General features: G+C 68.4%; 22 protein-coding genes. 11 read left to right on the forward strand and 11 right to left on the reverse strand.

Annotated features, from left to right (window positions below):
- Window positions 1-59: 59 nt before the first annotated feature.
- The 3 genes from WS78_RS02765 (at window position 60) to WS78_RS02775 (ending at window position 1,837) form a co-directional block, all read left to right on the forward strand.
- A complete protein-coding gene (locus WS78_RS02765) occupies window positions 60-620 on the forward strand; it encodes a cytochrome b (RefSeq protein WP_038753276.1) in 561 nt (186 codons plus the stop codon).
- A gap of 11 nt (window positions 621-631) precedes the next feature.
- Window positions 632-1,192 carry a YceI family protein gene (locus WS78_RS02770; protein ID WP_038753278.1) on the forward strand — a complete coding sequence of 187 codons (561 nt, stop codon included), beginning with the start codon at window positions 632-634 and terminating at the stop codon, window positions 1,190-1,192.
- Window positions 1,193-1,258: 66 nt separating this feature from the next.
- Entirely contained in the window at window positions 1,259-1,837 is a 579-nt protein-coding gene (locus WS78_RS02775) for a YceI family protein (RefSeq protein ID WP_038753426.1), read from the forward strand.
- 360 nt (window positions 1,838-2,197) lie between these two features.
- Here the strand turns inward: WS78_RS02775 and secF are convergent, their stop codons facing one another.
- The 5 genes from secF to queA form a co-directional block, all read right to left on the reverse strand.
- The gene (secF, locus tag WS78_RS02780) at window positions 2,198-3,148 is read right to left on the reverse strand and encodes a protein translocase subunit SecF (protein WP_038753280.1); all 951 of its coding nucleotides are present in this window, start codon (window positions 3,146-3,148) and stop codon (window positions 2,198-2,200) included.
- A 15-nt stretch (window positions 3,149-3,163) separates the two neighbouring features.
- Window positions 3,164-5,188: a protein translocase subunit SecD gene (secD, locus tag WS78_RS02785; protein ID WP_059583398.1), complete on the reverse strand. Its 2,025-nt coding sequence runs from the start codon at window positions 5,186-5,188 to the stop codon at window positions 3,164-3,166.
- 106 nt (window positions 5,189-5,294) lie between these two features.
- On the reverse strand, window positions 5,295-5,621 hold the full coding sequence (gene yajC / locus WS78_RS02790; RefSeq protein WP_009913541.1) for a preprotein translocase subunit YajC: 327 nt from the start codon (window positions 5,619-5,621) through the stop codon (window positions 5,295-5,297).
- A 376-nt stretch (window positions 5,622-5,997) separates the two neighbouring features.
- Complete coding sequence (tgt, locus tag WS78_RS02800) at window positions 5,998-7,185, reverse strand: tRNA guanosine(34) transglycosylase Tgt (protein ID WP_038753284.1); 1,188 nt, start codon at window positions 7,183-7,185, stop codon at window positions 5,998-6,000.
- Between the two features lie 247 nt (window positions 7,186-7,432).
- Window positions 7,433-8,518, reverse strand: coding sequence for a tRNA preQ1(34) S-adenosylmethionine ribosyltransferase-isomerase QueA (gene queA, locus WS78_RS02805; RefSeq protein ID WP_059583400.1), 1,086 nt, complete (start codon window positions 8,516-8,518; stop codon window positions 7,433-7,435).
- Window positions 8,519-8,666: 148 nt separating this feature from the next.
- On the opposite strand from queA, the gene recG reads away from it, so the two are divergent.
- The 8 genes from recG to ubiA all read left to right on the forward strand — a co-directional run bounded on the left by recG (window position 8,667) and on the right by ubiA (window position 18,109).
- Complete coding sequence (gene recG, locus WS78_RS02810) at window positions 8,667-11,375, forward strand: ATP-dependent DNA helicase RecG (RefSeq protein WP_197419386.1); 2,709 nt, start codon at window positions 8,667-8,669, stop codon at window positions 11,373-11,375.
- 124 nt (window positions 11,376-11,499) lie between these two features.
- Window positions 11,500-12,459 carry a hydrogen peroxide-inducible genes activator gene (locus tag WS78_RS02815; RefSeq protein WP_038753288.1) on the forward strand — a complete coding sequence of 320 codons (960 nt, stop codon included), beginning with the start codon at window positions 11,500-11,502 and terminating at the stop codon, window positions 12,457-12,459.
- Between the two features lie 207 nt (window positions 12,460-12,666).
- Window positions 12,667-12,804: a hypothetical protein gene (locus tag WS78_RS36925; protein WP_186448563.1), complete on the forward strand. Its 138-nt coding sequence runs from the start codon at window positions 12,667-12,669 to the stop codon at window positions 12,802-12,804.
- A 157-nt stretch (window positions 12,805-12,961) separates the two neighbouring features.
- Window positions 12,962-15,148, forward strand: a complete 2,187-nt coding sequence (gene katG / locus WS78_RS02825) for a catalase/peroxidase HPI (protein ID WP_059583402.1) — start codon at window positions 12,962-12,964, stop codon at window positions 15,146-15,148.
- Between the two features lie 104 nt (window positions 15,149-15,252).
- Window positions 15,253-15,408, forward strand: coding sequence for a hypothetical protein (locus WS78_RS02830; RefSeq protein WP_038753294.1), 156 nt, complete (start codon window positions 15,253-15,255; stop codon window positions 15,406-15,408).
- Window positions 15,409-15,659: 251 nt separating this feature from the next.
- Window positions 15,660-16,148, forward strand: coding sequence for a non-specific DNA-binding protein DpsA (dpsA, locus tag WS78_RS02835; protein ID WP_038753298.1), 489 nt, complete (start codon window positions 15,660-15,662; stop codon window positions 16,146-16,148).
- Between the two features lie 294 nt (window positions 16,149-16,442).
- Window positions 16,443-16,904, forward strand: a complete 462-nt coding sequence (locus WS78_RS02840) for a winged helix-turn-helix transcriptional regulator (protein WP_038753299.1) — start codon at window positions 16,443-16,445, stop codon at window positions 16,902-16,904.
- A 341-nt stretch (window positions 16,905-17,245) separates the two neighbouring features.
- Window positions 17,246-18,109 carry a 4-hydroxybenzoate octaprenyltransferase gene (gene ubiA, locus WS78_RS02845; protein ID WP_038753301.1) on the forward strand — a complete coding sequence of 288 codons (864 nt, stop codon included), beginning with the start codon at window positions 17,246-17,248 and terminating at the stop codon, window positions 18,107-18,109.
- A 70-nt stretch (window positions 18,110-18,179) separates the two neighbouring features.
- Here ubiA and WS78_RS35490 read toward each other — a convergent pair whose 3' ends face one another.
- The 6 genes from WS78_RS35490 to WS78_RS02875 form a co-directional block, all read right to left on the reverse strand.
- Window positions 18,180-18,578, reverse strand: a complete 399-nt coding sequence (locus tag WS78_RS35490; protein ID WP_156437400.1) for a hypothetical protein — start codon at window positions 18,576-18,578, stop codon at window positions 18,180-18,182.
- Between the two features lie 146 nt (window positions 18,579-18,724).
- The gene (locus tag WS78_RS02855) at window positions 18,725-19,705 is read right to left on the reverse strand and encodes an NAD(P)-dependent oxidoreductase (protein ID WP_226377194.1); all 981 of its coding nucleotides are present in this window, start codon (window positions 19,703-19,705) and stop codon (window positions 18,725-18,727) included.
- Window positions 19,706-19,716: 11 nt separating this feature from the next.
- Window positions 19,717-20,544: a DMT family transporter gene (locus WS78_RS02860; RefSeq protein ID WP_059583652.1), complete on the reverse strand. Its 828-nt coding sequence runs from the start codon at window positions 20,542-20,544 to the stop codon at window positions 19,717-19,719.
- 123 nt (window positions 20,545-20,667) lie between these two features.
- Window positions 20,668-21,399, reverse strand: coding sequence for a helix-turn-helix transcriptional regulator (locus tag WS78_RS02865; protein WP_226377195.1), 732 nt, complete (start codon window positions 21,397-21,399; stop codon window positions 20,668-20,670).
- Between the two features lie 71 nt (window positions 21,400-21,470).
- A complete protein-coding gene (locus WS78_RS02870) occupies window positions 21,471-22,655 on the reverse strand; it encodes a 2-aminoethylphosphonate aminotransferase (RefSeq protein WP_059583410.1) in 1,185 nt (394 codons plus the stop codon).
- Window positions 22,652-23,488, reverse strand: coding sequence for a phytanoyl-CoA dioxygenase family protein (locus tag WS78_RS02875; RefSeq protein ID WP_038753306.1), 837 nt, complete (start codon window positions 23,486-23,488; stop codon window positions 22,652-22,654). Before WS78_RS02875 ends, WS78_RS02870 begins: the two co-directional genes overlap by 4 nt.
- Window positions 23,489-23,548 lie beyond the last annotated feature (60 nt).

The following is a 23,548-nucleotide window of genomic DNA, read 5'->3' on the forward strand; positions in this document are numbered from 1 at the left end:
GACATGCGTCGGACGAATGCGGCAGCGCCGGCGCGGCTTTTCGCTGAACTGAGGATTTCATGGCATCGTTTCCGTCTTCGACGTCCCCCGCAGCTTACACGCGCACCGCGATCGCCCTCCACTGGCTGATCGCGCTGCTCATCGTGTGCGGCTTCGCGCTCGGCTGGGTGATGACGAGCATTCACGGCTTCACGCCGACGAAGCTCAAATACTATTCGTGGCACAAGTGGATCGGCTGCACGGTGTTCGCTTTCGCGATCGTGCGCGTGCTCTGGCGCGCGACCCACGTGCCGCCGCCGATGCCGGCCGGCATGCCCGTATGGCAGCGCGCGGGCGCGCACGCGGTGCACGCGCTCCTTTACGTGCTGATGTTCGCGATTCCGGTGACGGGCTACCTGTACAGCTCGGCCGCGAACATTCCGGTCGTCTATCTCGGGCTCGTGCCGCTGCCGCGCCTGATCGACCCCGATCCCGCGCTGAAGGCGGTGCTGAAGACAGCGCACGTCGCGCTCAACTACGGCCTGCTCGCGCTCGTCGCCGCGCACGTCGCGGCGGCCGTCAAGCACCAGTGGCTCGACCGCGACGGCGTGCTGTCGCGGATGCTTCCGTTCCTCAAATAACAAGGATCGCTATGAAAGTCTCGTTCTACCGCTACATGCTCGCGGCGTTCGCCGCCGCCTCGGTCGCCGTGTCGGGCACCGCGTTCGCGCAGGTCGATCTCGCGAAGAGCAAGGTGTCGGCCGTCTCGAAGCAGATGAACGTGCCGACGGAAGGCGTGTTCAAGAAGTTCTCCGCGCAGATCAAGTTCGACCCGTCGAAGGCCGCGCAGGGCAGCGCGCAGATGACGATCGACGTCGCGAGCTACGATCTCGGCGACCAGATGTACAACGATCAGGTCGCGGGCAAGGACTGGTTCGACGCGAAGGCGTTCCCGCAGGCGAGCTTCGTGTCGAGCGCGATCGCGCCCGCGGGCGGCAACAAGTACAACGTGTCGGGCAAGCTGACGATCAAGGGCAAGACGGTGCCCGTGACGGTGCCCGTGACCATCACGCAGAACGGCGCGTCGCAGGTCTTCGACGGCGTGCTGCCGATCAAGCGCTCGACGTTCAACGTCGGCACGGGCGAATGGAAGGACACGTCCGTCGTCGCCGACGACGTGCAGATCAAGTTTCACATCGTCGCCGCGAAGTAACGCGGGCGGCAGTTCGCACCACCCCTGCGCCGCTTCGGAATGCGGCGCCGTCACAAGGAGATTGATTTGAACAAGCAACTGATGATCGCCGCGGGCGCGCTCGCCGCCGCCCTGTCGTTCTCGGCGCATGCGGCGCCCGCAACGTACCAGTTCGATCCGAGCCACACGTATCCGAGCTTCGAGGCGGACCACTTCGGCGGCCTGTCGGTGTGGCGCGGCAAGTTCGACCAGTCGAGCGGCACCGTGACGCTCGACCGCGCGGCGAAGACGGGCACCGTCGACGTGACGACGAAGGTCGCGTCGATCGCGACCGGCAACCAGAAGCTCGACGAGCACCTGCAGACGCCCGATTTCTTCGACGCGTCGAAATACCCGGAAGCGACCTACAAGGGCACGATCAAGTTCGAAGGCGACAAGCCGGCCGAAGTCGTCGGCAACCTGACGCTGCACGGCGTCACGAAGCCGCTCACGCTGAAGATCGATTCGTTCAAGTGCATGCCGCACCCGATGCTGAAGAAGGAAGTGTGCGGCGTCGACGCGGTCGGCGAATTCAACCGCGACGACTTCGGCCTCGACTACGGCAAGCAGTACGGCTTCAAGATGAAGACGAAGCTCCTCATCACGGCCGAAGCGGTCAAGCAGTAACGCGAAGCGGCGCGCCGCCCGCTATGCGCGGCGGCTCCATCGCTCCGACGAACCGCCGCGTCCCGCATCGGGCGCGGCGGTTCTTTTTTGGCGCGCGCGGCGTGTGCCTAGAATCGTCCGCATTCGTGCCGCGGCCCGTTCTTCGCCGCGCTCGTGAGCCTCGCGGCGCTCGTCGCGCTGCGGCGGCGCTTCGGGTTCCGGTAGCGGGGCGTTCGCGTCCGGCGTCGCGCGCGCCGGCGCGTGCGACCGCGTGCGTGCGCGGCGGCGAGCCAAGGAGGCGAGGGGCGCGCGTGCGCAAGCGATTCGCAGGCGAAAAAAAACCGGTTCGCGAGGAACCGGCTTTTTCGTGCGACAGGGCGCTTACACCTGCGCGCCCGCGTTCGGATCGTTCGGATCGTGCGCGGTCTTCTTCTCCTTGATGAGATCCTCGCGCTTGATGCCGAGCCACATCGCGAGCGAGCCCGCGACGAACACCGACGAATAGATGCCGAACATGATGCCGACCGTCAGCGCGAGCGCGAAGTAGTGCAGCGTCGGGCCGCCGAAGAAGAACATCGACAGCACCATCATTTCGGTCGACGTGTGCGTGATGATCGTGCGCGACATCGTGCTCGTGATCGCGTGGTTGATCACTTCCTGCACCGTCATCTTGCGTTCGCGGCGGAACGTCTCGCGGATTCGGTCGAAGATGACGACCGACTCGTTGACCGAGTAGCCGAGCACCGCGAGCACCGCGGCCAGCACCGACAGCGAGAACTCCCACTGGAAGAACGCGAAGAAGCCGAGAATGATCACGACGTCGTGCAGGTTCGCGATGATGCCGGCGACCGCGTACTTCCATTCGAAGCGGAACGACAGATAAATCACGATGCCGATCACGACGCACGCGAGCGCGAGCAGGCCGTCGGTCGCGAGCTCGCGGCCGACCTGCGGGCCGACGAACTCGACGCGCTGCAGCGTCACGTCGGCGTCCTGCGCCTTCAGCGCGGCCATCACCTGGTCGCTCTGCTGCGCGGACGTGAGGCCCTGCTTGAGCGGCAGGCGGATCAGCACGTTGCGCGACGTGCCGAAGTTCTGCACCTGCGCGTCGGCGTAGCCGAGCGTGCCGAGCGTCGAGCGCACCGGCTCGAGCTGCGCGGTCTGCTGATACTGGACCTCGATCACCGTGCCGCCCGTGAACTCGATGGACAGATGCAGCCCGCGATGGAGCAGGAAGAACACGGCGGCGAGGAACGTCACGAGCGAGATCACGTTGAAGATCAACGCGTGCCGCATGAACGGAATGTCTTTACGGATGCGGAAAAATTCCATGTTCGTCTCCGGCGCTTAGTTGGACGAGCCTTGCTTGGGCGGCACGCCCGGTCCCGAGCGGCGGCGCGCGACCGGCTTGCCGGTGCGCGGCGCGCCGGCCGGCTGCTTCGGCGCGGCGACGCGCGCGCCCTGCGGCGCGTTCGCGCGCGCGTCCTGGCCGAGCTGCGGCGCGGCCGCGGCTTCGGCGGCGGCGGGGCGCCACACCTGGCCGATCGCGAGCGACTGCAGCTTCTTGCGGCCGCCGTACCAGAGGTTCACGAGGCCGCGCGAGAAGAACACCGCGGAGAACATCGACGTCAGGATGCCGAGGCAGTGCACGATCGCGAACGCGCGCACGGGGCCCGAGCCGAACGCGAGGAGGGCGAGGCCGGCGATCAGCGTCGTCACGTTCGAGTCGAGAATCGTCGCCCATGCGTGCGAGTAACCCTGCTGGATCGCGATCTGCGGCGACGCGCCGGCGCGCAGCTCCTCGCGGATGCGCTCGTTGATCAGCACGTTCGAGTCGATCGCCATGCCGAGCGCGAGCGCGATGGCCGCGATGCCGGGCAGCGTGAGCGTCGCCTGCATCAGCGACAGCACCGCGACGAGCAGCAGCAGGTTCACCGACAGGCCGAGCACCGACACGACGCCGAACAGCATGTAGTACGCGATCATGAACACGGCGATCGCGACGAAGCCCCAGACGACCGAGTGGAAGCCCATCTTGATGTTGTCCGCGCCGAGGCTCGGGCCGATCGTGCGTTCCTCGATGATGTCCATCGGCGCGGCGAGCGAGCCCGCGCGCAGCAGGAGCGCGAGATCGGCGGCGGCCTGCGGGGTCGGCTGGCCAGTGATCTGGAAGCGGTCGCCGAGCTCCGATTGGATCGTCGCGACGGTCAGCACTTCGCCCTTGCCCTTCTCGAACAGCACCATCGCCATCGGCTTGCCGATGTTCTCGCGCGACACCGCGCGCACCGCGCGGCCGCCCGCCGAGTCGAGGCGGATGTTCACGGACGGACGCTGATGCTCGTCGAAGCCCGCCGACGCGTCGATGATGCGGTCGCCCGTGAAGATCACCTGCTTCTTCAGCAGCACCGGCGCCTGGTTGCCCTGCGTGAACAGCTCTTCGCCCGGCGGCACCGGATCGTTCGGGTTCGGGTGCAGGTTGAGCGGGTCGGCGAGGCGCGCCTCGAGCGTCGCCGTGCGGCCGATGATGTCCTTCGCCTTCGCGGTGTCCTGCACGCCCGGCAGCTCGACGACGATGCGGTCGTTGCCCTGTTGCTGCAGGATCGGCTCGGACACGCCGAGTTCGTTGACGCGGTTGTGCAGCGTCGTCAGGTTCTGCTTGAGCGCCGCTTCCTCGACGGCCTTCTGGACGGCCGGCGTGAACGTGCCGACGACCTGGTAGCCGCCGCCGCCCGGCTGCGTCGCCCACTGGAGTTCGGAGACGGACGAGGCGAGCAGCTTGCGCGCCTGCTCGGCGGTGTCCTGGTCGGCGAAGTTCGCGACGACCGTCTGATCGACGCGGTTCACGCCGCCGTCGCGGATGCCCTTGTCGCGCAGTTGCGTGCGGGCGTCGGACGCGTCGGAATCGAGCTTCTTCGTCAGCGCGCCCGTCATGTCGACTTGCAGCAGGAAATGCACGCCGCCGCGCAGGTCGAGGCCGAGATACATCGGCAGCGCGTGCAGAGCGGTCAGCCAGCGCGGCGACGCGCTCTGCAGATTCAGCGCGACGACGTACTGCGGATCGTTCGGATCGGCGTTCAGCGCCTTTTGCAGCATGTCCTTCACGCGCAGCTGCGTGTCGGTGTCCTTCAGGCGCACGCGGATGGTTGCGTTGGCGCTCGCGTTGTCGAAGGTGACGTCGTCGGCCGTGACCTGGCTGGCTTTGAGCGCTGCCTCGACTTGCGCGAGCGTGTCGGCGCCGAGCTTGACCGTGGCCTTGCCGCTCGATACCTGCACCGCCGGCGCTTCGCCGAAGAAGTTGGGCAATGTGTACAGAAAGCCGATGGCGAGCGCCACGACCATCACCACATATTTCCAGATTGGATAACGATTCATGAGGGGGCCGAACGGGATGGTTGGCTGGAATGGCGTCGCGTCCGGCGCCGCTCGCGCCCGCGCGCTTCGCGGCGCGGGCCGTGGGCGGCCGGACGCGGGGCGGGGCTTACAGCGATTTGATCGTGCCCTTCGGCAGGATGGTCGTGACGGCGGCCTTCTGCACGGTGATCTCGGTGCCCTCGGCGATCTCGACGCCGATGTAGGCTTCCGACACCTTCGTCACCTTGCCGACGAGCCCGCCGCTCGTCACCACTTCGTCGCCCTTCGCCATCGCGGCGAGCATGTTGCGATGCTCCTTCTGCCGCTTCATCTGCGGACGGATCATGATGAAGTAGAGCACCGCGAACATCAGGATGAGCGGCAGGAAGCTCATCAGGCTCGATTCGGCACCGCCCGCTGCGCCTTGCGCATAGGCATTGGAAATGAACGACACGTTGGTCTCTCCGTTAGGGAAGATCGAAAAATAAGCCGGTTATTCTACCACCGGCCCTAACCGCGACAGCGGCGCAAATGCGCTTTGGTTTCAAGCTGTTAACCTCGATCCGGCGGCGTTCGCGCGCGTAACGAAAGATAATTGTAAGGTTTTGCGGGTCCGGCGCGTCGGCGGCGGTCGTCCGATATGCGCGCCGAAGCGCGGGCGCGGCCGGCGCAAACGGGCGAGGGCATTGGGCGGGCGGCATGGCCGCGATGCGCGGCGGCGATTCGCCGCGGAACGTGCGCGCGCACGTGCGCACGTTTCGCGAAGCCGGAGGCATCGCGCCGGCCGACGTGCGCGACGCCTCTGCGCGCGACGCGCCGCCGCGCCCCCGTCAGTCGACGCCGCGCGCGCGATCCTCCGCGAAGCGCTTCTGGAACGCGTCGAACGTGTGCGTCTCGATCGCCTCGCGGATTTCGCGCATCAGCTCGAGGTAGTAGTGCAGGTTGTGAATCGTGTTGAGCTGCGCGCCGAGAATCTCGCCGACGCGGTGCAAGTGGTGCAGGTAGCCGCGTGAGAAGTTCCGGCAGGTGTAGCAGCCGCAGGTTTCGTCGAGCGGCTTGAGCGAATTCTTGTGCGTGGCGTTGCGGATCTTCACGTCGCCGAAGCGCGTGAAGAGCCAACCGTTGCGCGCGTTGCGGGTCGGCATCACGCAGTCGAACATGTCGACGCCCGCGGCGACGCCCGCGACGAGATCCTCCGGCGTGCCGACGCCCATCAGGTAGTGCGGCTTGTCGGCGGGCAGGCGCGGCGCGACGTGCTCGAGCACGCGCATCATGTCCTCCTTCGGTTCGCCTACCGACAGCCCGCCGATCGCGAGCCCGTGGAAGCCGAGCTCGGCGAGGCCGGCGAGCGATTCGTCGCGCAGATCCTCGTGCATCCCGCCCTGCACGATGCCGAAGAGCGCGTTCGGATTGCCGAGGCGGTCGAACTCGTCGAGCGAGCGTTTCGCCCAGCGCAGCGACATGCGCATCGAATCGGCCGCTTCACGGTGCGTCGTCGGCACGCCGTTGGTCGCGTACGGCGTGCATTCGTCGAACTGCATCACGATGTCCGAGTTCAGCGTCTTCTGGATCTGCATCGACACTTCCGGCGACAGGAACAACCGGTCGCCGTTGATCGGCGACGCGAACGTGACGCCTTCCTCGGTGATCTTGCGCAGATCGCCGAGCGAGAACACCTGGAAGCCGCCCGAATCGGTGAGGATCGGCTTGTGCCAGCCCATGAAGCGGTGCAGCCCGCCGTGCGCCGCGATCGTCTCGAGGCCGGGGCGCAGCCACAGGTGAAACGTATTGCCGAGGATGATCTGTGCGCGCATCTCGTCGAGCTCGCGCGGCTGCACCGCCTTCACGGTGCCATACGTGCCGACCGGCATGAAGATCGGCGTCTCGACCACGCCGTGATTGAGCGTCACGCGGCCGCGGCGCGCACGGCCGTCGGTCGTCAGCAGTTCGAACTTGAGGCCGTTGTGCGGGCGAACGTGATCGTGCGTATCGTGATCGTGGGATGAACCTTCGGTCATCGCTTGATTCTCCTTGCCACCGGAAGCGCTTTGCATGGGACCGGAGTATGCGCTAAAGCGCTGACTCCGGATCGACAAGTCCGGCGCATGTTGAAAGTGCCGCTGGGATTCCGGCGGCGGTGAAAAAGCGCGTGCGCCCGGCAGGCGAAGGCGGCGAGTGCTGCGCGGGCGGCCGGCGCTTGCGACGCGCCGCGCCGCGGGCGCGTTCGGCACGTGCGCTCGCCGCCGTTGCGCGCGGGCCGCCCGCCTACGCGCCCGGCGTTTGCGGCGTCTCGGGCGTCTCCGGCGTCTCGCGCCGCGTGAGCAGCATCGCGTCGCCGTAGCTGAAGAAACGGTAGCGCGCGTCGATCGCGTGCCGGTACGCGGCGCGGATCGTCTCGACGCCGGCGAACGCCGACACGAGCATCAGCAGCGTCGATTTCGGCAGATGGAAATTCGTCACGAGCCGGTCGACGACGCGAAAGCGATAGCCCGGCGTGATGAAGATGTCGGTTTCCGCGTGCGTCGCGGCGAGCGGCCGGCCGGCATTCTCCGCGTCGCGCGCGGCCGCCTCGAGCGCGCGCATCGACGTCGTGCCGACCGCGATCACGCGGCCGCCGCGCGCGCGGGTCGCCGCGATCCGCTCGACGAGCGCGGCGGTCAGCTCGTACGACTCGCTGTGCATCCGGTGCTCGGCGATGTTCTCGACGCGCACCGGCTGGAACGTGCCCGCGCCGACGTGCAGCGTGAGCGTCGCGCGCTCGACGCCGCGCGCGTCGAGCGCGGCGAGCACCGCGTCGTCGAAGTGCAGGCCGGCCGTCGGCGCGGCGACGGCGCCCGGATTCGCCGCGAACACCGTCTGATAGCGGGCCTCGTCGTTCGCATCCGGCACGTGCTCGATGTACGGCGGCAGCGGTAGCCGGCCGTGGCGCTCGATCAGCGCGAGGCAGTCGTCGGGAAAGTGCAGCGTGAAGAACGGCTCGACGCGCTCGCCCACCGTCACGTCGAACGCGTCGGCCAGCGTGAGCGTCGTGCCGGGCGCGGGGCTCTTGCTCGCGCGGATCTGCGCGAGCGCGGTGCGCGTGCCCGTGACGCGCTCGATCAGCACCTCGATCTTGCCGCCGCTCGCCTTGTGGCCGAAGAAGCGCGCCTTCAGCACCTTCGTGTCGTTGAACACGAGCAGGTCGCCCGGCGCGACGCACGCGGGCAGCTCGGCGAAGCGCCGGTCGACGAGGCGCGGGGGCTCGGTCGTGTTGTCCACCTCGAGCAGGCGGCTCGCGCTGCGTTCGGGCAGCGCGGTTTGTGCGATCAGCTCGGGCGGCAGATCGAAATCGAAATCGGAAAGCGTGAGCATGCGAAACGGGGTCGGGGCGGCCGGCCTGACGGGCGAAGCGCGTCGCGGCGCGCACGAGCCGCTATGATGGCGGGGTTGCGCGGCTTGGCCGGCGTCGCTCGTTCGTGCGACGTGAAAGCCGCTATTGTACTTGCTAGCCTTCTACCCGATGCCAGTGCCCGTTCGCCGTTCCGTAACCGATCCTGCCGAAGCCGATGCATTCGCCGACGACGCCGCGTCGCGCGCCGCCGCGCGCGCGCCCGGCGTGACGGGTGCGACGGATGCGACGGATGCGGCCCACGCGAAAGACGTGAAAGACGCGCCGAACGCGCCGAACGCCGGCGCGCCGCGTGCGGCGCAGCGCGCGAGGAAGGCGCGCGGGGGCCGCGACGAGCGGCGACCGGGCGATCGTGGCGCGCCGAGTGCGCCGAGTGTGCCGAGCGCATCGGGCGCATCGGGCGCCGCACGAAACGCCGACGCGCCAAATCGGCCCGACGCCGCCGCGCCGGTGCAGGCGCCGCATGCGGCGGCTTGGGCCGAGTTCGGCGCCGACGCCGGCGCGCGATCGCGGCCGCGCGCGGGCGCGCCGCGAGGCCGCACGGCCGACGGCCGCATCGTGCCGGCCGCCTCCCCGGCATTCCTGGCCGCCCAAGCCTTGCCGGCCGACCGCGACGACCGCGACGACGCGCCGGCCGAAACGACGAAACCCGCGAAGCGCGCCGCAAAATCCGCCTCGAAATCCGCTCCCAAGCCCGCTTCCAAGCCCGCCTCGAAGCCGGCCGCCGACGCATCCGCCGCGAAGGCCGCGCCGAAGCTCGTCAAAACCGCCGACAAGCTCGCGAAGCTCGGCTTGAAGCGCGACATCGATCTCGTCCTGCATCTGCCGATGCGCTACGAGGACGAGACGACGCTCACGCCGATCGGCGAGCTGCTGCCGGGCGAAATCGCGCAGGCGGAAGGCGTGGTGTTCGACAACGAGATCGCGTACCGGCCGCGCCGCCAATTGCTCGTGAAGCTGCGCGACGACGCGGGCGTCGAGCTCGTGCTGCGTTTTTTGAATTTCTACGGCTCGCAGGTCAAGCAGATGGCGGTCGGCCAGCGGCTGCGCGTGCGCGGCGACGTCCGCGGCGGCTTCTTCGGCCTGGAGATGGTGCATCCGACGGTGAAGCCCGTCGACGAGCACGCGCCGCTGCCGCAGGCGCTCACGCCCGTCTATCCGAGCACGGCGGGCGTGTCGCAGGCGTATCTGCGCAAGGCGATCGACAACGCGCTGACGCGCACGCCGCTGCCCGAGCTGCTGCCGGGCGAGATCGCGCGCGCGTACCTGAAGCCGCTCGACGTTCCGCCGCTCGCCGACGCGGTGCGCATCCTTCATCATCCGGGCGTCGGCGCGGACGAGACGGCGCTCATCGACGGCACGCACCCGGCGTGGACCCGCATCAAGTTCGACGAGCTGCTCGCGCAGCAGCTATCGCTCAAGCGCGCGCACGAGGCGCGCCGCACGCGCGCCGCGCCCGCGATGCCGCGCCGCGCGCGCGGCGACGGCGCGTCGCTGTCCGCGCGCCTGTACGCGGCGCTGCCGTTCACGCTGACGGGCGCGCAGGAACGCGTCGTCGCCGAGATCGCGCACGACCTCACGCAGCCGCACCCGATGCAGCGGCTGCTGCAGGGCGACGTCGGCAGCGGCAAGACCGTCGTCGCGGCGCTCGCCGCCGCGCAGGCGATCGACGCCGGCTACCAGGCCGCGCTGATGGCGCCGACCGAAATCCTCGCCGAGCAGCACGCGCGCAAGCTGCGCGGCTGGCTCGAGCCGCTCGGCGTGTCGGTCGCATGGCTCGCCGGCAGCCTGAAGGCGAAGGACAAGCGCGCGGCGCTCGAGGCGGCCGCGCTCGGCACCGCGCAGCTCGTGATCGGCACGCACGCGATGATTCAGGACACGGTCGAATTCGCGCGGCTCGGGCTCGTGATCGTCGACGAGCAGCACCGCTTCGGCGTCGAGCAGCGGCTCGCGCTGCGCGCGAAGGCGGCGAACGCGGCCGACGGCGCGGCGGGCTTCCAGCCGCATCAGCTGATGATGTCGGCGACGCCGATTCCGCGCACGCTCGCGATGACGTACTACGCGGATCTCGACGTGTCGACGATCGACGAGCTGCCGCCCGGCCGCACGCCGATCCTGACCCGGCTCGTGGCGGACGCGCGCCGCGACGAGGTGATCGGCCGCGTGCGCGAGGCGGCGCTCGCGGGCCGCCAGGTGTACTGGGTGTGCCCGCTCATCGAGGAGAGCGAGACGCTGCAGCTGCAGACGGCCGTCGAGACGTTCGAGACGCTCGCCGCCGCGCTGCCGGAGCTGACGGTGGGGCTCGTGCACGGCCGGCTCGCGCCGGCGGAGAAGGCCGCGGTGATGGACGCGTTCTCGCGCAACGACGTGCAGCTGCTCGTCGCGACGACGGTGATCGAAGTCGGCGTCGACGTGCCGAACGCGTCGCTGATGGTGATCGAGCACGCCGAGCGCTTCGGGCTCGCGCAACTGCACCAGCTGCGCGGGCGGGTGGGGCGCGGCACCGCCGCGTCGGTGTGCGTGCTGATGTACAGCGGGCCGCTGTCGATCGCGGGCCGCGCGCGCCTGAAGACGATGCGCGAGACGACCGACGGCTTCGAGATCGCGCGCCGCGATCTGGAGATTCGCGGCCCCGGCGAGTTCCTCGGCGCGCGCCAGTCGGGCGCGGCGATGCTGCGCTTCGCGGATCTGGAAAACGACGGCTGGCTGATCGAGCCGGCGCGCGACGCGGCCGCGCGCCTCATCGCCGGCCATCCGGACGTCGTCGAGCAGCATCTGGCGCGTTGGCTCGGCGCGCGCGAGCAATACCTGAAGGCGTGAGCGCGCGGCTCGGGCGGCTGCCGCCACGCGGCGCGGAGCGGCATGTTTTCGACGAAGGTTGGCGAATCGGCTCAACCGGTGTATAAATTTAATCTATCGTCATGAAATGATTGATTAACCCGCAATGACGCTTACCGAACTGAAGTACATCGTCGCGGTCGCGCGCGAACGCCATTTCGGCCGGGCCGCCGAAGCCTGTTTCGTCAGCCAGCCGACGCTCTCGGTGGCGATCAAGAAGCTGGAAGACGAGCTGAACGTGCAGATCTTCGAGCGCGGCGCGAGCGAAGTGAGCGTGACGCCGATCGGCGACCAGATCGTCACGCAGGCGCAGCGCGTGCTTGAGCAAACGTTCGCGATCAAGGAGATCGCGAAGCAGGGCAAGGACCCGCTCATCGGGCCGTTCCGGCTCGGCGTGATCTATACGATCGGGCCCTATCTGCTGCCCACGCTCGTCAAGCAGATGATCCGCCGCGTGCCGCAGATGCCGCTGATGCTGCAGGAGAACTACACGCTGAAGCTGCTCGAGCTGCTGAAGCAGGGCGAGATCGACGCGGCGATCATGGCGCTGCCGTTTCCCGAAACCGGCCTGATGGTGCGGCCGCTGTACGACGAGCCGTTCGTCGTCGCGCTGCCCGCCGGGCATCCGTGGGAGAAGCGCCGCAAGATCGACGCGGCCGATCTGAAGCAGGAGACGATGCTGCTGCTCGGCAACGGCCATTGCTTCCGCGACCACGTGCTCGGCGTGTGCCCGGAGCTGATGCATTTCTCGCAGACCGCGGACGGCATCCAGAAGACGTTCGAGGGCTCGTCGCTCGAGACAATCCGCCACATGGTCGCGAGCGGCGTCGGGATCACGGTGCTGCCGCGGATGTCGGTCTCCGAAGTGGGGCCGCATGCGAACGGCCCGGACGCGGATCTGCTGTCGTACGTGCCGTTCGAGGAGCCGGTGCCGGACCGGCGCGTCGTGCTCGTCTGGCGCAAGAGCTTCACGCGGATGCCGGCGATCGACGCGATCAGCGAGGCGATCACCGCGTGCGAGCTGCCCGGCGTGTCGAAGCTCGACATTCCGGCGACGGTGAACTGAGCCTTGAGCCGAATCGAGCGGAGCGCGGCGTGTGCGACACGCGCCGTGTCGCCGCGCCTGAACGGAGCCTCGCGGCTCCGTTTATTTTTGCCTATCACATAAATAAAATTTATTAACTTCAAAATTGCGATAGCTATATGTAAAATTTTTTGCATGGATCGGCGCGGCGTCGCCGGACGGTCAGCGCAAGCGTCAAAGGAGGATGTCATGATGCACTCGGCGAAGCAGCACCCGCGGCGGAACATTGCGCCGCGCATGACGGTCGTCAATCGTGCCAGGGCTGCCATCCGGAGCCTGCGTCCGATTGCGTTCGCCTACCTCGCGGACCGCGCGTACGGCAGCTGACCGCCGCCGCGCGCCGGCCCGCATGTCCGAACCATTCGCCGCGCCGTACGCAGGATGGATCAACCTGTTTCTTGCCCCGCAATGACGCTCCACGAACGGCGTCCGGCTTCGATGCCGGGCCGCACGGGTGGGCGTAGACGAACCAAGGAGAAATCGCATGTCGAATGAAGCGAAGTGCCCGTTCCATCACGCCGCAGGCGGCGGGACGTCGAACCGGGACTGGTGGCCCAATCAGCTCGACCTGAGCATCCTGCATCAGCACTCGTCGCTGTCCGATCCGATGGACAAGGATTTCGACTACGCGCAAGCGTTCGAGAAGCTGGACCTCGCTGCGGTGAAGCGCGATCTTCACGCGTTGATGACCACGTCGCAGGACTGGTGGCCGGCCGATTTCGGCCACTACGGCGGCCTGTTCATCCGCATGGCGTGGCACAGCGCGGGCACCTACCGCACGGCCGACGGCCGTGGCGGCGCGGGCGAAGGCCAGCAGCGCTTCGCGCCGCTCAACAGCTGGCCCGACAACGCGAATCTCGACAAGGCGCGCCGGCTGCTGTGGCCGATCAAGCAGAAGTACGGGCGCAGCATCTCGTGGGCCGACCTGCTGATTCTGACCGGCAACGTCGCGCTCGAATCGATGGGCTTCAAGACCTTCGGCTTCGCGGGCGGCCGCGCGGACACGTGGGAGCCCGAGGACGTCTACTGGGGCTCGGAGAAGATCTGGCTGGAACTGAGCGGCGGCCCGAACAGCCGCTACTCGGGCGACCGCAACCTCGAAAACCCGCTCGCCGCCGTGCAGATGGGCCTCATCTACGTGAACCCGGAAGGCCCGGACGGCAACCCCGACCCGCTCGCCGCCGCGCGCGACATTCGCGAGACGTTCGCGCGGATGGCGATGAACGACGAAGAGACGGTCGCGCTGATCGCGGGCGGCCACACGTTCGGCAAGACGCACGGCGCGGGCCCCGCGTCGAACGTCGGCGCCGAGCCGGAAGCCGCGGGCATCGAGGAGCAGGGCCTCGGCTGGAAGAGCGCGTACGGCACGGGTAAGGGCCGCGACGCGATCACGAGCGGCCTGGAAGTCACGTGGACGACCACGCCGACGCAGTGGAGCAACAACTTCTTCGAGAACCTGTTCGGCTATGAATGGGAACTGACGAAGAGCCCGGCGGGCGCGCACCAGTGGGTCGCGAAGGACGCCGACGCGGTGATTCCCGATGCGTACGATCCGTCGAAGAAGCACCGGCCGACGATGCTGACGACCGACCTGTCGCTGCGCTTCGATCCCGCGTACGAAAAGATCTCGCGCCGCTTCCACGAGAACCCGGACCAGTTCGCCGACGCGTTCGCGCGCGCGTGGTTCAAGCTCACGCACCGCGACATGGGCCCGCGCGCGCGCTATCTCGGCCCGGAAGTGCCGGCCGAGGAACTGCTGTGGCAGGACCCGATTCCGGCCGTCGACCACCCGCTGATCGACGATGCCGACATCGCCGCGCTGAAGGCCAAGGTGCTCGCGTCGGGGCTGTCCGTGTCGCAGCTCGTGTCGACCGCGTGGGCGTCGGCGTCGACGTTCCGCGGCTCGGACAAGCGCGGCGGCGCGAACGGCGCGCGCATCCGCCTCGCGCCGCAGAAGGGCTGGGAAGCGAACCAGCCCGAGCAGCTCGCGAAGGTGCTCGCGACGCTCGAGGGCATCCAGCAGGCGTTCAACGCCGCGCAGCCGGGCGGCAAGAAGGTGTCGCTCGCCGATCTGATCGTGCTCGCCGGCTGCGCGGGCGTCGAGCAGGCCGCGAAGAACGCGGGCCACGCGGTGACGGTGCCGTTCGCGCAGGGCCGCATGGACGCGTCGCAGGAGCAGTCCGACGTCGAAGCGATGGCCGTGCTCGAGCCGGTCGCGGACGGTTTCCGCAACTACCTGAAGGGCAAGTACACGGTGCCGGCGGAGGTGTTGCTCGTCGACAAGGCGCAACTGCTCACGCTGAGCGCGCCGCAGATGGCGGTGCTGCTGGGCGGGCTGCGCGTGCTCGGCGCGAACGTCGGGGGGAGCAAGCACGGCGTGTTTACCGCGCGTACCGAGGCGCTCACCAACGACTTCTTCGTGAACCTGCTCGACATGGGCACCGAGTGGAAGCCCGCGTCGGCCGCGAACGACGTGTTCGAAGGGCGCGACCGCGCGACGGGCGAAGTCAGGTGGACGGGCACGCGCGTCGACCTCGTGTTCGGCTCGAACTCGCAGCTGCGCGCGCTGGCCGAGGTCTACGGCAGCGCGGACGCCGAGGAGAAGTTCGTGCGCGATTTCGTGGCGGTCTGGAACAAGGTGATGAATCTCGACCGCTTCGACCTCGCGTGATCGCGGCGATGTGCCGCTGACGCGGCGACGCAACGGGAGACGGCCGGGCGCATGACCGGCCGTTTCTCCGCGGGCCGCCGATTTCGTTTCAGGGAGGGACGATCATGACGCAAATGATTCTCGACAGGCACGTGGCGCCGGCGAGGCGCGCGAGCGCCGTCGCGCTGCGGCGGCTCGTCGGCTTCGCGATCGCGGGCAGCGGCGCGGCCGTGCTGATCGCTCAGGCCGCGCGTCATCTCGCGGCGGCCGCGGGCGGTTGAGCGCGCATCCGTTTCGCGCAAATTGCGCGATCGCGAACTAGGCTAAACTGGCGCGGCCCGAACGCGCGCGGCGCGCACACGTGCAGCATGCCGCCGGCACGCTCGTCGCACATGCACGTCGCATACGCGCATGCCTGATACGCGCATGCCTGCCTGATACGCGCATGTCGCATACGCGCACGTCGCGTTCGGCATGCGGATCTTTCGATGCATTTTCGCCGGTTCGAACCATCGGACAAGGAGTCTCGAGGATGGCCAAGAAAAGCAACGCAACCCAGATCAACATCGGCATCAGCGACAAGGATCGCAAGAAAATCGCGGAAGGGCTGTCCCGCCTGCTCGCCGATACGTACACGCTCTACCTGAAGACGCACAACTTCCACTGGAACGTGACGGGCCCGATGTTCAACACGCTGCACCTGATGTTCGAGGAGCAGTACAACGAGCTGTGGCTCGCCGTCGATCTCGTCGCGGAGCGCATCCGCACGCTCGGCGTCGTCGCGCCGGGCACGTATCGCGAATTCGCGAAACTGACGTCGATTCCGGAAGCGGACGGCGTGCCGGCCGCCGAGGACATGATCCGCCAGCTCGTCGAAGGGCACGAAGCCGTCGTGCGCACCGCGCGCGCGATCTTCCCGGACGCCGACGCGGCCAGCGACGAGCCGACCGCCGATCTGCTGACGCAGCGCCTGCAGACGCACGAGAAGACCGCGTGGATGTTGCGCTCGCTGCTTGCGTGAGCGAGCGGCGCGCGGCGGTGCCGCCGCCGCTTCGAGCGCCGTGGCGCGGGTCTTTTTCCTGAGTCGGTCGATTTGACGCAAGCCTCCCGCGGCCTGGCCGCGAGAGGCTTTTTTCACATGTGGCGCGCCGGGCGATTCCGCGACGCCCGCGCGCGTACGCGGCCCGGTCTGGGCCGGCGCTCGCGCGGCGATTGGCGAGCCGCGCGGACGGTTTTAGAATGCAACTTATTGTCTGCGGCACGCACGGTTTGCCGCCGCGCGCCGCGACGCATTTTTTTTCGATTCCCGCAAGCCATGGCCCGACGTAGAGACATGAGCGCCGATGCCTGCCCCGTCGCGCGCGCGGTGGACGCGGTCGGCGATCGCTGGTCGCTCCTCATCGTGCGCGACGCGTTCGACGGCGTGCGCCGCTTCACCGAGTTCCAGCGCAGCCTCGGCATCGCGCGCAACATGCTCGCCGACCGGCTGAAGACGCTCGTCGATACGGGCGTGCTCGCGGCGGCGCCCGCGTCCGACGGCTCCGCGCACCACGAGTATGTGCTGACCGACAAGGGGCGCGCGCTCTTTCCGGTCGTCGTCGCGCTGCGGCAGTGGGGCGAGGCGCGGCTGTTCGCGGCGGACGAGCCGCGTTCGCGTCTCGTCGAGCGGCGCAGCGGCCGGCCCGTCGCCGCGATGGCGCCGCGCACGCACGGCGGGCGCGTGCTGCGGCCGGAAGACGCGTTCGTCGACAAGCTCGGCACGGACGACGAGCGTTAGTCGACGAACGCCAGCGGTCGCGCGGAGAGGCGCAGCGCCGTGCGGCGCGCGAGCGAGTTCGGCGCGTGCGCGCTCGCTCGGCGCGCGGTCGTCGCGCCGATCACCACGCAGCTTGCCGCGCCGACGAAGCACGACATCGATGCGCCCGCGCGTTTGCCGCCTTTCCGTCTCGAGCGAAGCCGCCGAGCCGCGCGCAGGTGCGAGCGCGAGCGCGAGCACGAGCACGAGCGGAAGGAACGATAAAAAAGGGCAATAGAGCAGCTCCCGCGTTTTTGCCGCAAATCCCGCACGGTTCTACAATGCCGAGGTTACGTTCCCGGGCTCGCTGCCCGTTTGCCCCGATGCTCGCCCGTTTTCCTCTCTATTTGCGGCTGATCCGGATGGACAAGCCGATCGGCAGCCTGCTGCTGCTCTGGCCGACGCTCAACGCGCTGTGGATCGCGTCCGACGGCCGCCCGGCGCCGTCGCTCGTCTTCATCTTCGTGCTCGGCACGCTGCTGATGCGCTCGGCCGGCTGCGCGATCAACGATTACGCGGACCGCGATTTCGATCGCCACGTGAAGCGCACCGCCGACCGGCCGCTCACGTCGGGCAAGATCCGCGCATGGGAGGCGGTCGCGATCGCGGTTGGCCTCGCGCTCGTGTCGTTCCTGCTGATCCTGCCGCTCAATGCGCTGACGAAGGAGTTGTCGGTCGTCGCGGTGGTCGTCGCGGCGACCTATCCGTTCATGAAGCGTTTTTTCGCGATTCCGCAGGCGTACCTCGGCATCGCGTTCGGCTTCGGGATTCCGATGGCGTTCGCGGCCGTACAGGACACGGTGCCGGCGATCGCATGGGCGATGCTGGCGGCCAACGTGCTCTGGTCGGTCGCGTATGACACCGCGTACGCGATGGTCGATCGCGACGACGACTTGAAGATCGGCATGCGTACGTCGGCGATCACGTTCGGCCGCCATGACGTGCTCGCGATCATGCTCTGCTACGCGGGGATGCTCGGCATCTACGCGTGGCTCGGCGCGACGCTGCGCTTCGGCTGGCCGTACTGGGCGGGCTGGGCCGCGGCGGCCGGCTGCTCGATCTATCACTACACGCTGATCAAGGACCGCGAGCGGATGGCGTGCTTCGCGGCGTTCCGGCACAACAACTGGCTGGGCGGCGTGCTGTTCGCGGGGATCGCCGCGCATTACGCGCTCGCTGCGCTGTAGGCGTCGCGATGGCGGCGGCTTGGCCGTCGTCCGGCGGAGAAGGGAGAGCGGCCGTCGGGCCGCTTTCTTTTTATGTGCCGAAACCGTGCGCGAAGGCCGCCCTTGCGCGCGAGCTGCGTGAGCGCTTGCGCGCAAGGGCGCACGCGTTGCGTTCGCGAGCGCGATCACGCGGCCATGCCGCCGCGTGCGGGTACAGGCTGGAGCCGAAGCCGAAGCCGGAGCCGGAGTCGAAGTCGAAGTCGAAGTCGAAGTCGAAGTCGAAGTCGAAGCCGGAGCCGGAGCCGGAGTCGAAGCCGATGTCGAAGTCGAAGTCGAAGTCGAAGTCGAAGTCGAAGTCGGAGCCGGAGCCGGAGCCGGAGCCGGAGCCGGAGCCGGAGCCGGAGCCGAAGCCGAAGCCGAAGCCGGAGCCGAAGCCGAAGCCCTTTGCGACGCCCGAATCCCACTTCGTGTCTATGTCTTCGTGCTTCATGAGACGCGCTTGCCGACGTTCGCGCGGCATTGACGATCGGTGATCGCATCGCATCGCATCGCATCGCGCCGCGTCGCGTCCTCCGCATCCTCCGCATCCTCCGCATCCCCCGCGCGGATTCGTCGGCGTGCGGCACGACACCCGTTTCAATTCGGCGAACGTTCCGCGCCCGGCCGGACCGGATAGGGCACCGGCATTCCGGCCACATGCGATCGAACGTTCTCGAGCGCCATTCTGGCTACCGCCTGCTGCGCTTCCAGCGTTTCCGCGGCGACGTGCGGCGTCAGGATGACGTTCGGCAGGCGGCGCAACGCTTCGCCGACGTTCGGTTCGTCGGCGAACACGTCGAGTCCGGCCCAGCCGAGTCGCCGTTCGGCCAGCGCGCCGGCCAGCGCGGCTTCGTCGACGAGCGAGCCGCGCGCGATGTTGACGAGGGCGCCGGCCGGCCCGATCGCGCCGATGACGTCGCGGCCGACGAGGCCGCGGTTATGCTCGTCGGCGCGGCACGCGACGACGAGATGATCGGCCCAATGCGCGAGGTCGAGCGCGGTGGAAAAGAACGTGAGGCCCGATTCGGGCTTCGCCCGCAGTGCGGTGTACCCGACTTGCGCCTCCATCGCGACGAGCCGCGCCGCGATCCGCCGCCCGATCGCGCCGAGCCCGACGATTCCCACGCGCGCGCCGGCAATGCCGCGTCCGCGCGGGAAGGGAATCGGGCGCGCGACGCGCCAGTTTCCGTCGGCGACGAAGCGATGCAGCGCCGGAAGCTGCCGCACGCACGCCGACAGCAGGCAGATCGCGAATTCCGCGACGGCCGACGCGTTCGCGTCGGGGCAGTGCGCGACGACGATCCCGCGATCGCGCGCGGCGGGGAGATCGACGCCTTCGAACCCCGAGCCGCAGCAGCAGATCATCGACAGGTTCGGCAGCCGCGCCATCGCGTCCCGGCTCGCGCCGATCCGGCCGACCGTCAGCAGCACGTTTGCCTGCTCGGCGCCGCGCAGGTCCGCGCGCGGCGCCGACAGATCGACCGGGCCCGCGACCGGAAACTCGCGTCGAACGGCGTCGAGGGTGACGTCTGGCGTGCAGACGGTGGCGAAGATGCCGGGGGGCGGAGCGGCTTTCATCGTTCGGGGCCTCATGCGCCGATGCAGACCGCACCGGCCGCGATCACGACGCATGAAACGAAGCGCTTCGCCGTGACCTGCTCGTTCAGGAAGATCCGGCCGATCAGCACGGCGAACACGACGCTCGTTTCCCGGATCGCGGATACGGCGCCCATCGCGCCGAATTGCATCGCCCAGACGACGATGCCGTACGCGACGATCGACACGATGCCGCCGCCGACCGACGAGCCGATGTCGATTCGCGGCGCGCTCAGCGCGCGCGGGCCGCGGGCCGCCACGAACACGGCGGGCATCAGTGCGTAGAACACGAAGGTCCACGCGACGTACGAGACCGAATTGCCGGACAGGCGCACGCCGATGCCGTCGATGACGGTGTACAGCGCGATCGTGACGCCCGTCATGAGCGCTGCCGCCGCGTTCGCATACGACACCTTGCTGCGCTGCCACGCGAGACTGACGATGCCGGCCGAAACGAGCGCGATGCCGATCAGGTGGAGCGCGCCGAGGCGCTCGCCCGCGAAGAGCGCCGCGCCGAGCGTGACGAGAAGCGGAGACGAGCCGCGGGCGATCGGATAAGCCTCGCCGAGATCGCCGCGCCGGTACGCATAGACGAGGCTCAGGTTGTAGCCGATGTGCACGATGCCCGAAGCGACGACGTACGGCCAGGACGGCGCGGCGGGAGCGGGCAGGAACGCGACGAAGGCGATCGCGACGGCGGCGATGCCGATGCTCATCCACGTCATCGACAGGAAGCGGTCTCGATTGCCGTGCAGAATCGCATTCCATGACGCGTGCAGCAATGCTGCGAGCAACACCAGGCCACCGACATAACTGATCATTTCGCCGATCCGAAATTGGGACAACGACAGGGATCACTTCACTCTAATTGATGATTGTCCGGCCAGTCAAACGGCCCGTCGATATAGCGCTTTCGGCCAATTTCGCGGACCGGCGGACCGCATTTACACCATGCCGGAAGCCATCGCTTTCAGCACGGCGAGATGCCTCGATTGAACGTCGAATTTCGCCATCAATTTTTTCACGTGATAAAGCACGCCGTTTTCCGATATGCCGAGGATCATCGCGATTTCCCAGCTCGATTTTCCGGCGGCGATCCATTTCAGGCATTCGAGCTCGCGATGCGTCAGCGGCGCGCTCGGCTCGTGGTCCGGCCGGTTCGAGACGCGCTCGATGCCTTCGCGCACGAATGCGGCGGCGAGCGCGCCTTGAGCGAGAACCGTCGGCGCGTATTTCGCGGACAGGCTCTTCGATCGGGCGGCCGCGCGCGACGCGAGACTCAATACGCTCACGTCGCCGTGCGCCGAATGAACCGGAAAGCTCACGCCCGCGACGAGCCCGTGTTGGCGCGCATCGACCATGAATTCCCGCTGCTCGCGCGAATCGCAGATGCCGTCGTGCCACTGCAGCGGAATCACGCGGCGTACGCAATGCAGCACGATCGGGTCGATCCGGATATAGCCGGCGGATTTGTATTTTTCTCGCCACGCGGCGGGAAAATCCGAAATCGTCCTGACCGGGTTTTCCTCTTTTCCGATGTCGGTAAGCGCGCCGTAAAAGAAATAGTCGAATCCGAGTTTCACCGTGATTCTGGAGAGGATGTCGTGGATATCGCGCTCCGTTCGCGCGGACGACGTTTGTTCGAGAATATCCAGCGTCAATATCGCGTGTCTCATGATGGTTCACCGGAAACGGATGGCCGATAGCGAATGACCGATAACGAACGGCGGACGGCCGACGGCCGATTTCAGGCGGGGGGCGGCGTTCGCGCGCCCGCGCGCCGCGCGCCGCGTGGCTGTGCCGCGCTCGGCGCGAACGGCGCGATGAACTCGGACATGCGCAGAACGAGTTCGTCGATGTCGGCATCGTCGAGTTCTCCGATCACGCCGACCCGGAACGAATCCGGATTCGAGTGCTTGGTCGGATAGATTTCGAGCCCGCGCTCGAACAGGTATTGCTCGAGCGCGGCGATGCGGCCGCGAACGTGCGGCGGCGTCGCGAACGTGGTGATGATCGGCGCGCGGTGCGCGGCGTCGATGACGGGCACGACGCCGACGCGCGCGAGCCCGTCGACGAGCCGCTGCGCGCGCCGCCGATACGACGCGAGGCGCGCGGGCTGCCCGCCTGCCGCATCGTATTCGTCGATCGCCCGATCGAGCGCGAGCATGATCTGGACGGGCGGCGTGAAGCGCCACTGAGCGTTCGATTCGAGCGCGCGATGTTGCGCGAGCAGATCGAGACTCAGCGTGCGCGGGCGGGGGCGGCGCGCGAGCGCGGGCTCGTCGGCGATCACGAAGCCGAGGCCGGGCAGCCCGTGAAGACACTTGTTCGACGACAGCGCGAGCGCCGCGAGCGTGCGTCCGGCGAAATCGAGCGGATAGGCGCCGAACGTGCTGATCGCATCGAGCAGCACGCGGCGGCCATGCCGCGCGGCGAGCGCGACGAGGCCCGCGACGTCGTTGAGCACGCCGAGCGCCGTCTCGAAGTGAACGGCCGCGACGTGCGTGACGTGCGGACTCGCGTCGAGCGCGCGCTCGACGCGCGACAGATCGAAGCGCGCGGCGTGGTCGCACGCGAGCACGTCGTGCCGGATGCCGTGTATCCGGCATATCTGCGTCATCCGCTCACTGTAGGCGCCGTTCTCGACGATCAGCACGTGATCGTCGTCGGCGAGCAGGCTGCACAGCATCGCTTCGACGGCGAACGTTCCGCTGCCCTGGAGCGGCACCGCGCTGTAGCCGCCGCCGCACCCGGCGATGCGCGCGATCTTCGCGCGCAGGCGTGCCGTGAGCGCCGCCGCGGGCGGGCTGCGCGAGCCGAGATCGATCGCGGCCGCGGCGCGCACCGCATCCGACGTCGTGAGCGGGCCCGGCGTGAAGAGGCGGTGCCGGGCCGCGTGCGCGCGCGGCGGCCCGCCGGCGGCATCGTTCATTTCGGCGCCTCCCGGATCGCGCTGTGTTGCGTCGGCGTGGCCACGTGGAAGATCGGGTTGTCCGGGCTGCTGCGTTTCTCGCGGTAGTACAGCTCGTACAGGTCGCCTTCGCTCGCGGGATTGAACGTGAAGAACAGCATGCGGCGCATCGAATCCGACCGGTTCGCGTCGGAGCGGTGCGGCACGTACGAATCGAACAGGATCACGTCGCCCGGCTGCGCTTCGACGAGCGTCCACGTCATCCGGGCGGCGAGCTCGTCGACGATGTCGCCGTTGCGCGCTCCGCCGTCGTAGCTCGGCAGCTCGGCGAGCATGCCGCGCGGCGTGTGCGCCGACGGCGCGCCGGCCAGTGCGCCGCCACGCGCGTCGGCCATCTCGAGGCCGCCGTTCGCCGCGACCGCGGGATCGAGCGCGAGCGCGGCCGTGACCTGATAGCGGGTCGGGAAATGGCGATAGGCGGTGATGTCCTGATGCGCGGTGAACGCGCCGCCGCCCGGCAGTTTCAGGTTGCACTTGTCCTTGAACAGCGACACGGGCTCGCCGAGCACGCGTTCGATCAGTTGCGCGAGGCGCGGAACGAGCGACTGCCTCACGTAGGCGGATGCCCCGGCCAGGTATTCGAAGCGGCACAGCGTGTGCGGATCGGCGCGCTCGGCGACCGCGATGACGGCGCCGGCTTCGGCGGGCGCGCCTGGATTCTCGATGAGGCGGCGCGCGGCCTGCGACGCCAGTCGATCGTATTCCGCTTCGACGCGCGACAGATCGATCCGCGTGGCGCGATGCGGCAGGCGGACGTAGCCGCGCTCGTGAAAGGAATCGCGCAGTGTAGTCATCGAAGTGGCCTTTGGAGTCGAGATCTCGATCGAAAAGCGGCGGCCGGCTCAGCCGCGCGT

This window comes from Burkholderia savannae, from assembly GCF_001524445.2.
GTDB lineage: Bacteria > Pseudomonadota > Gammaproteobacteria > Burkholderiales > Burkholderiaceae > Burkholderia > Burkholderia savannae.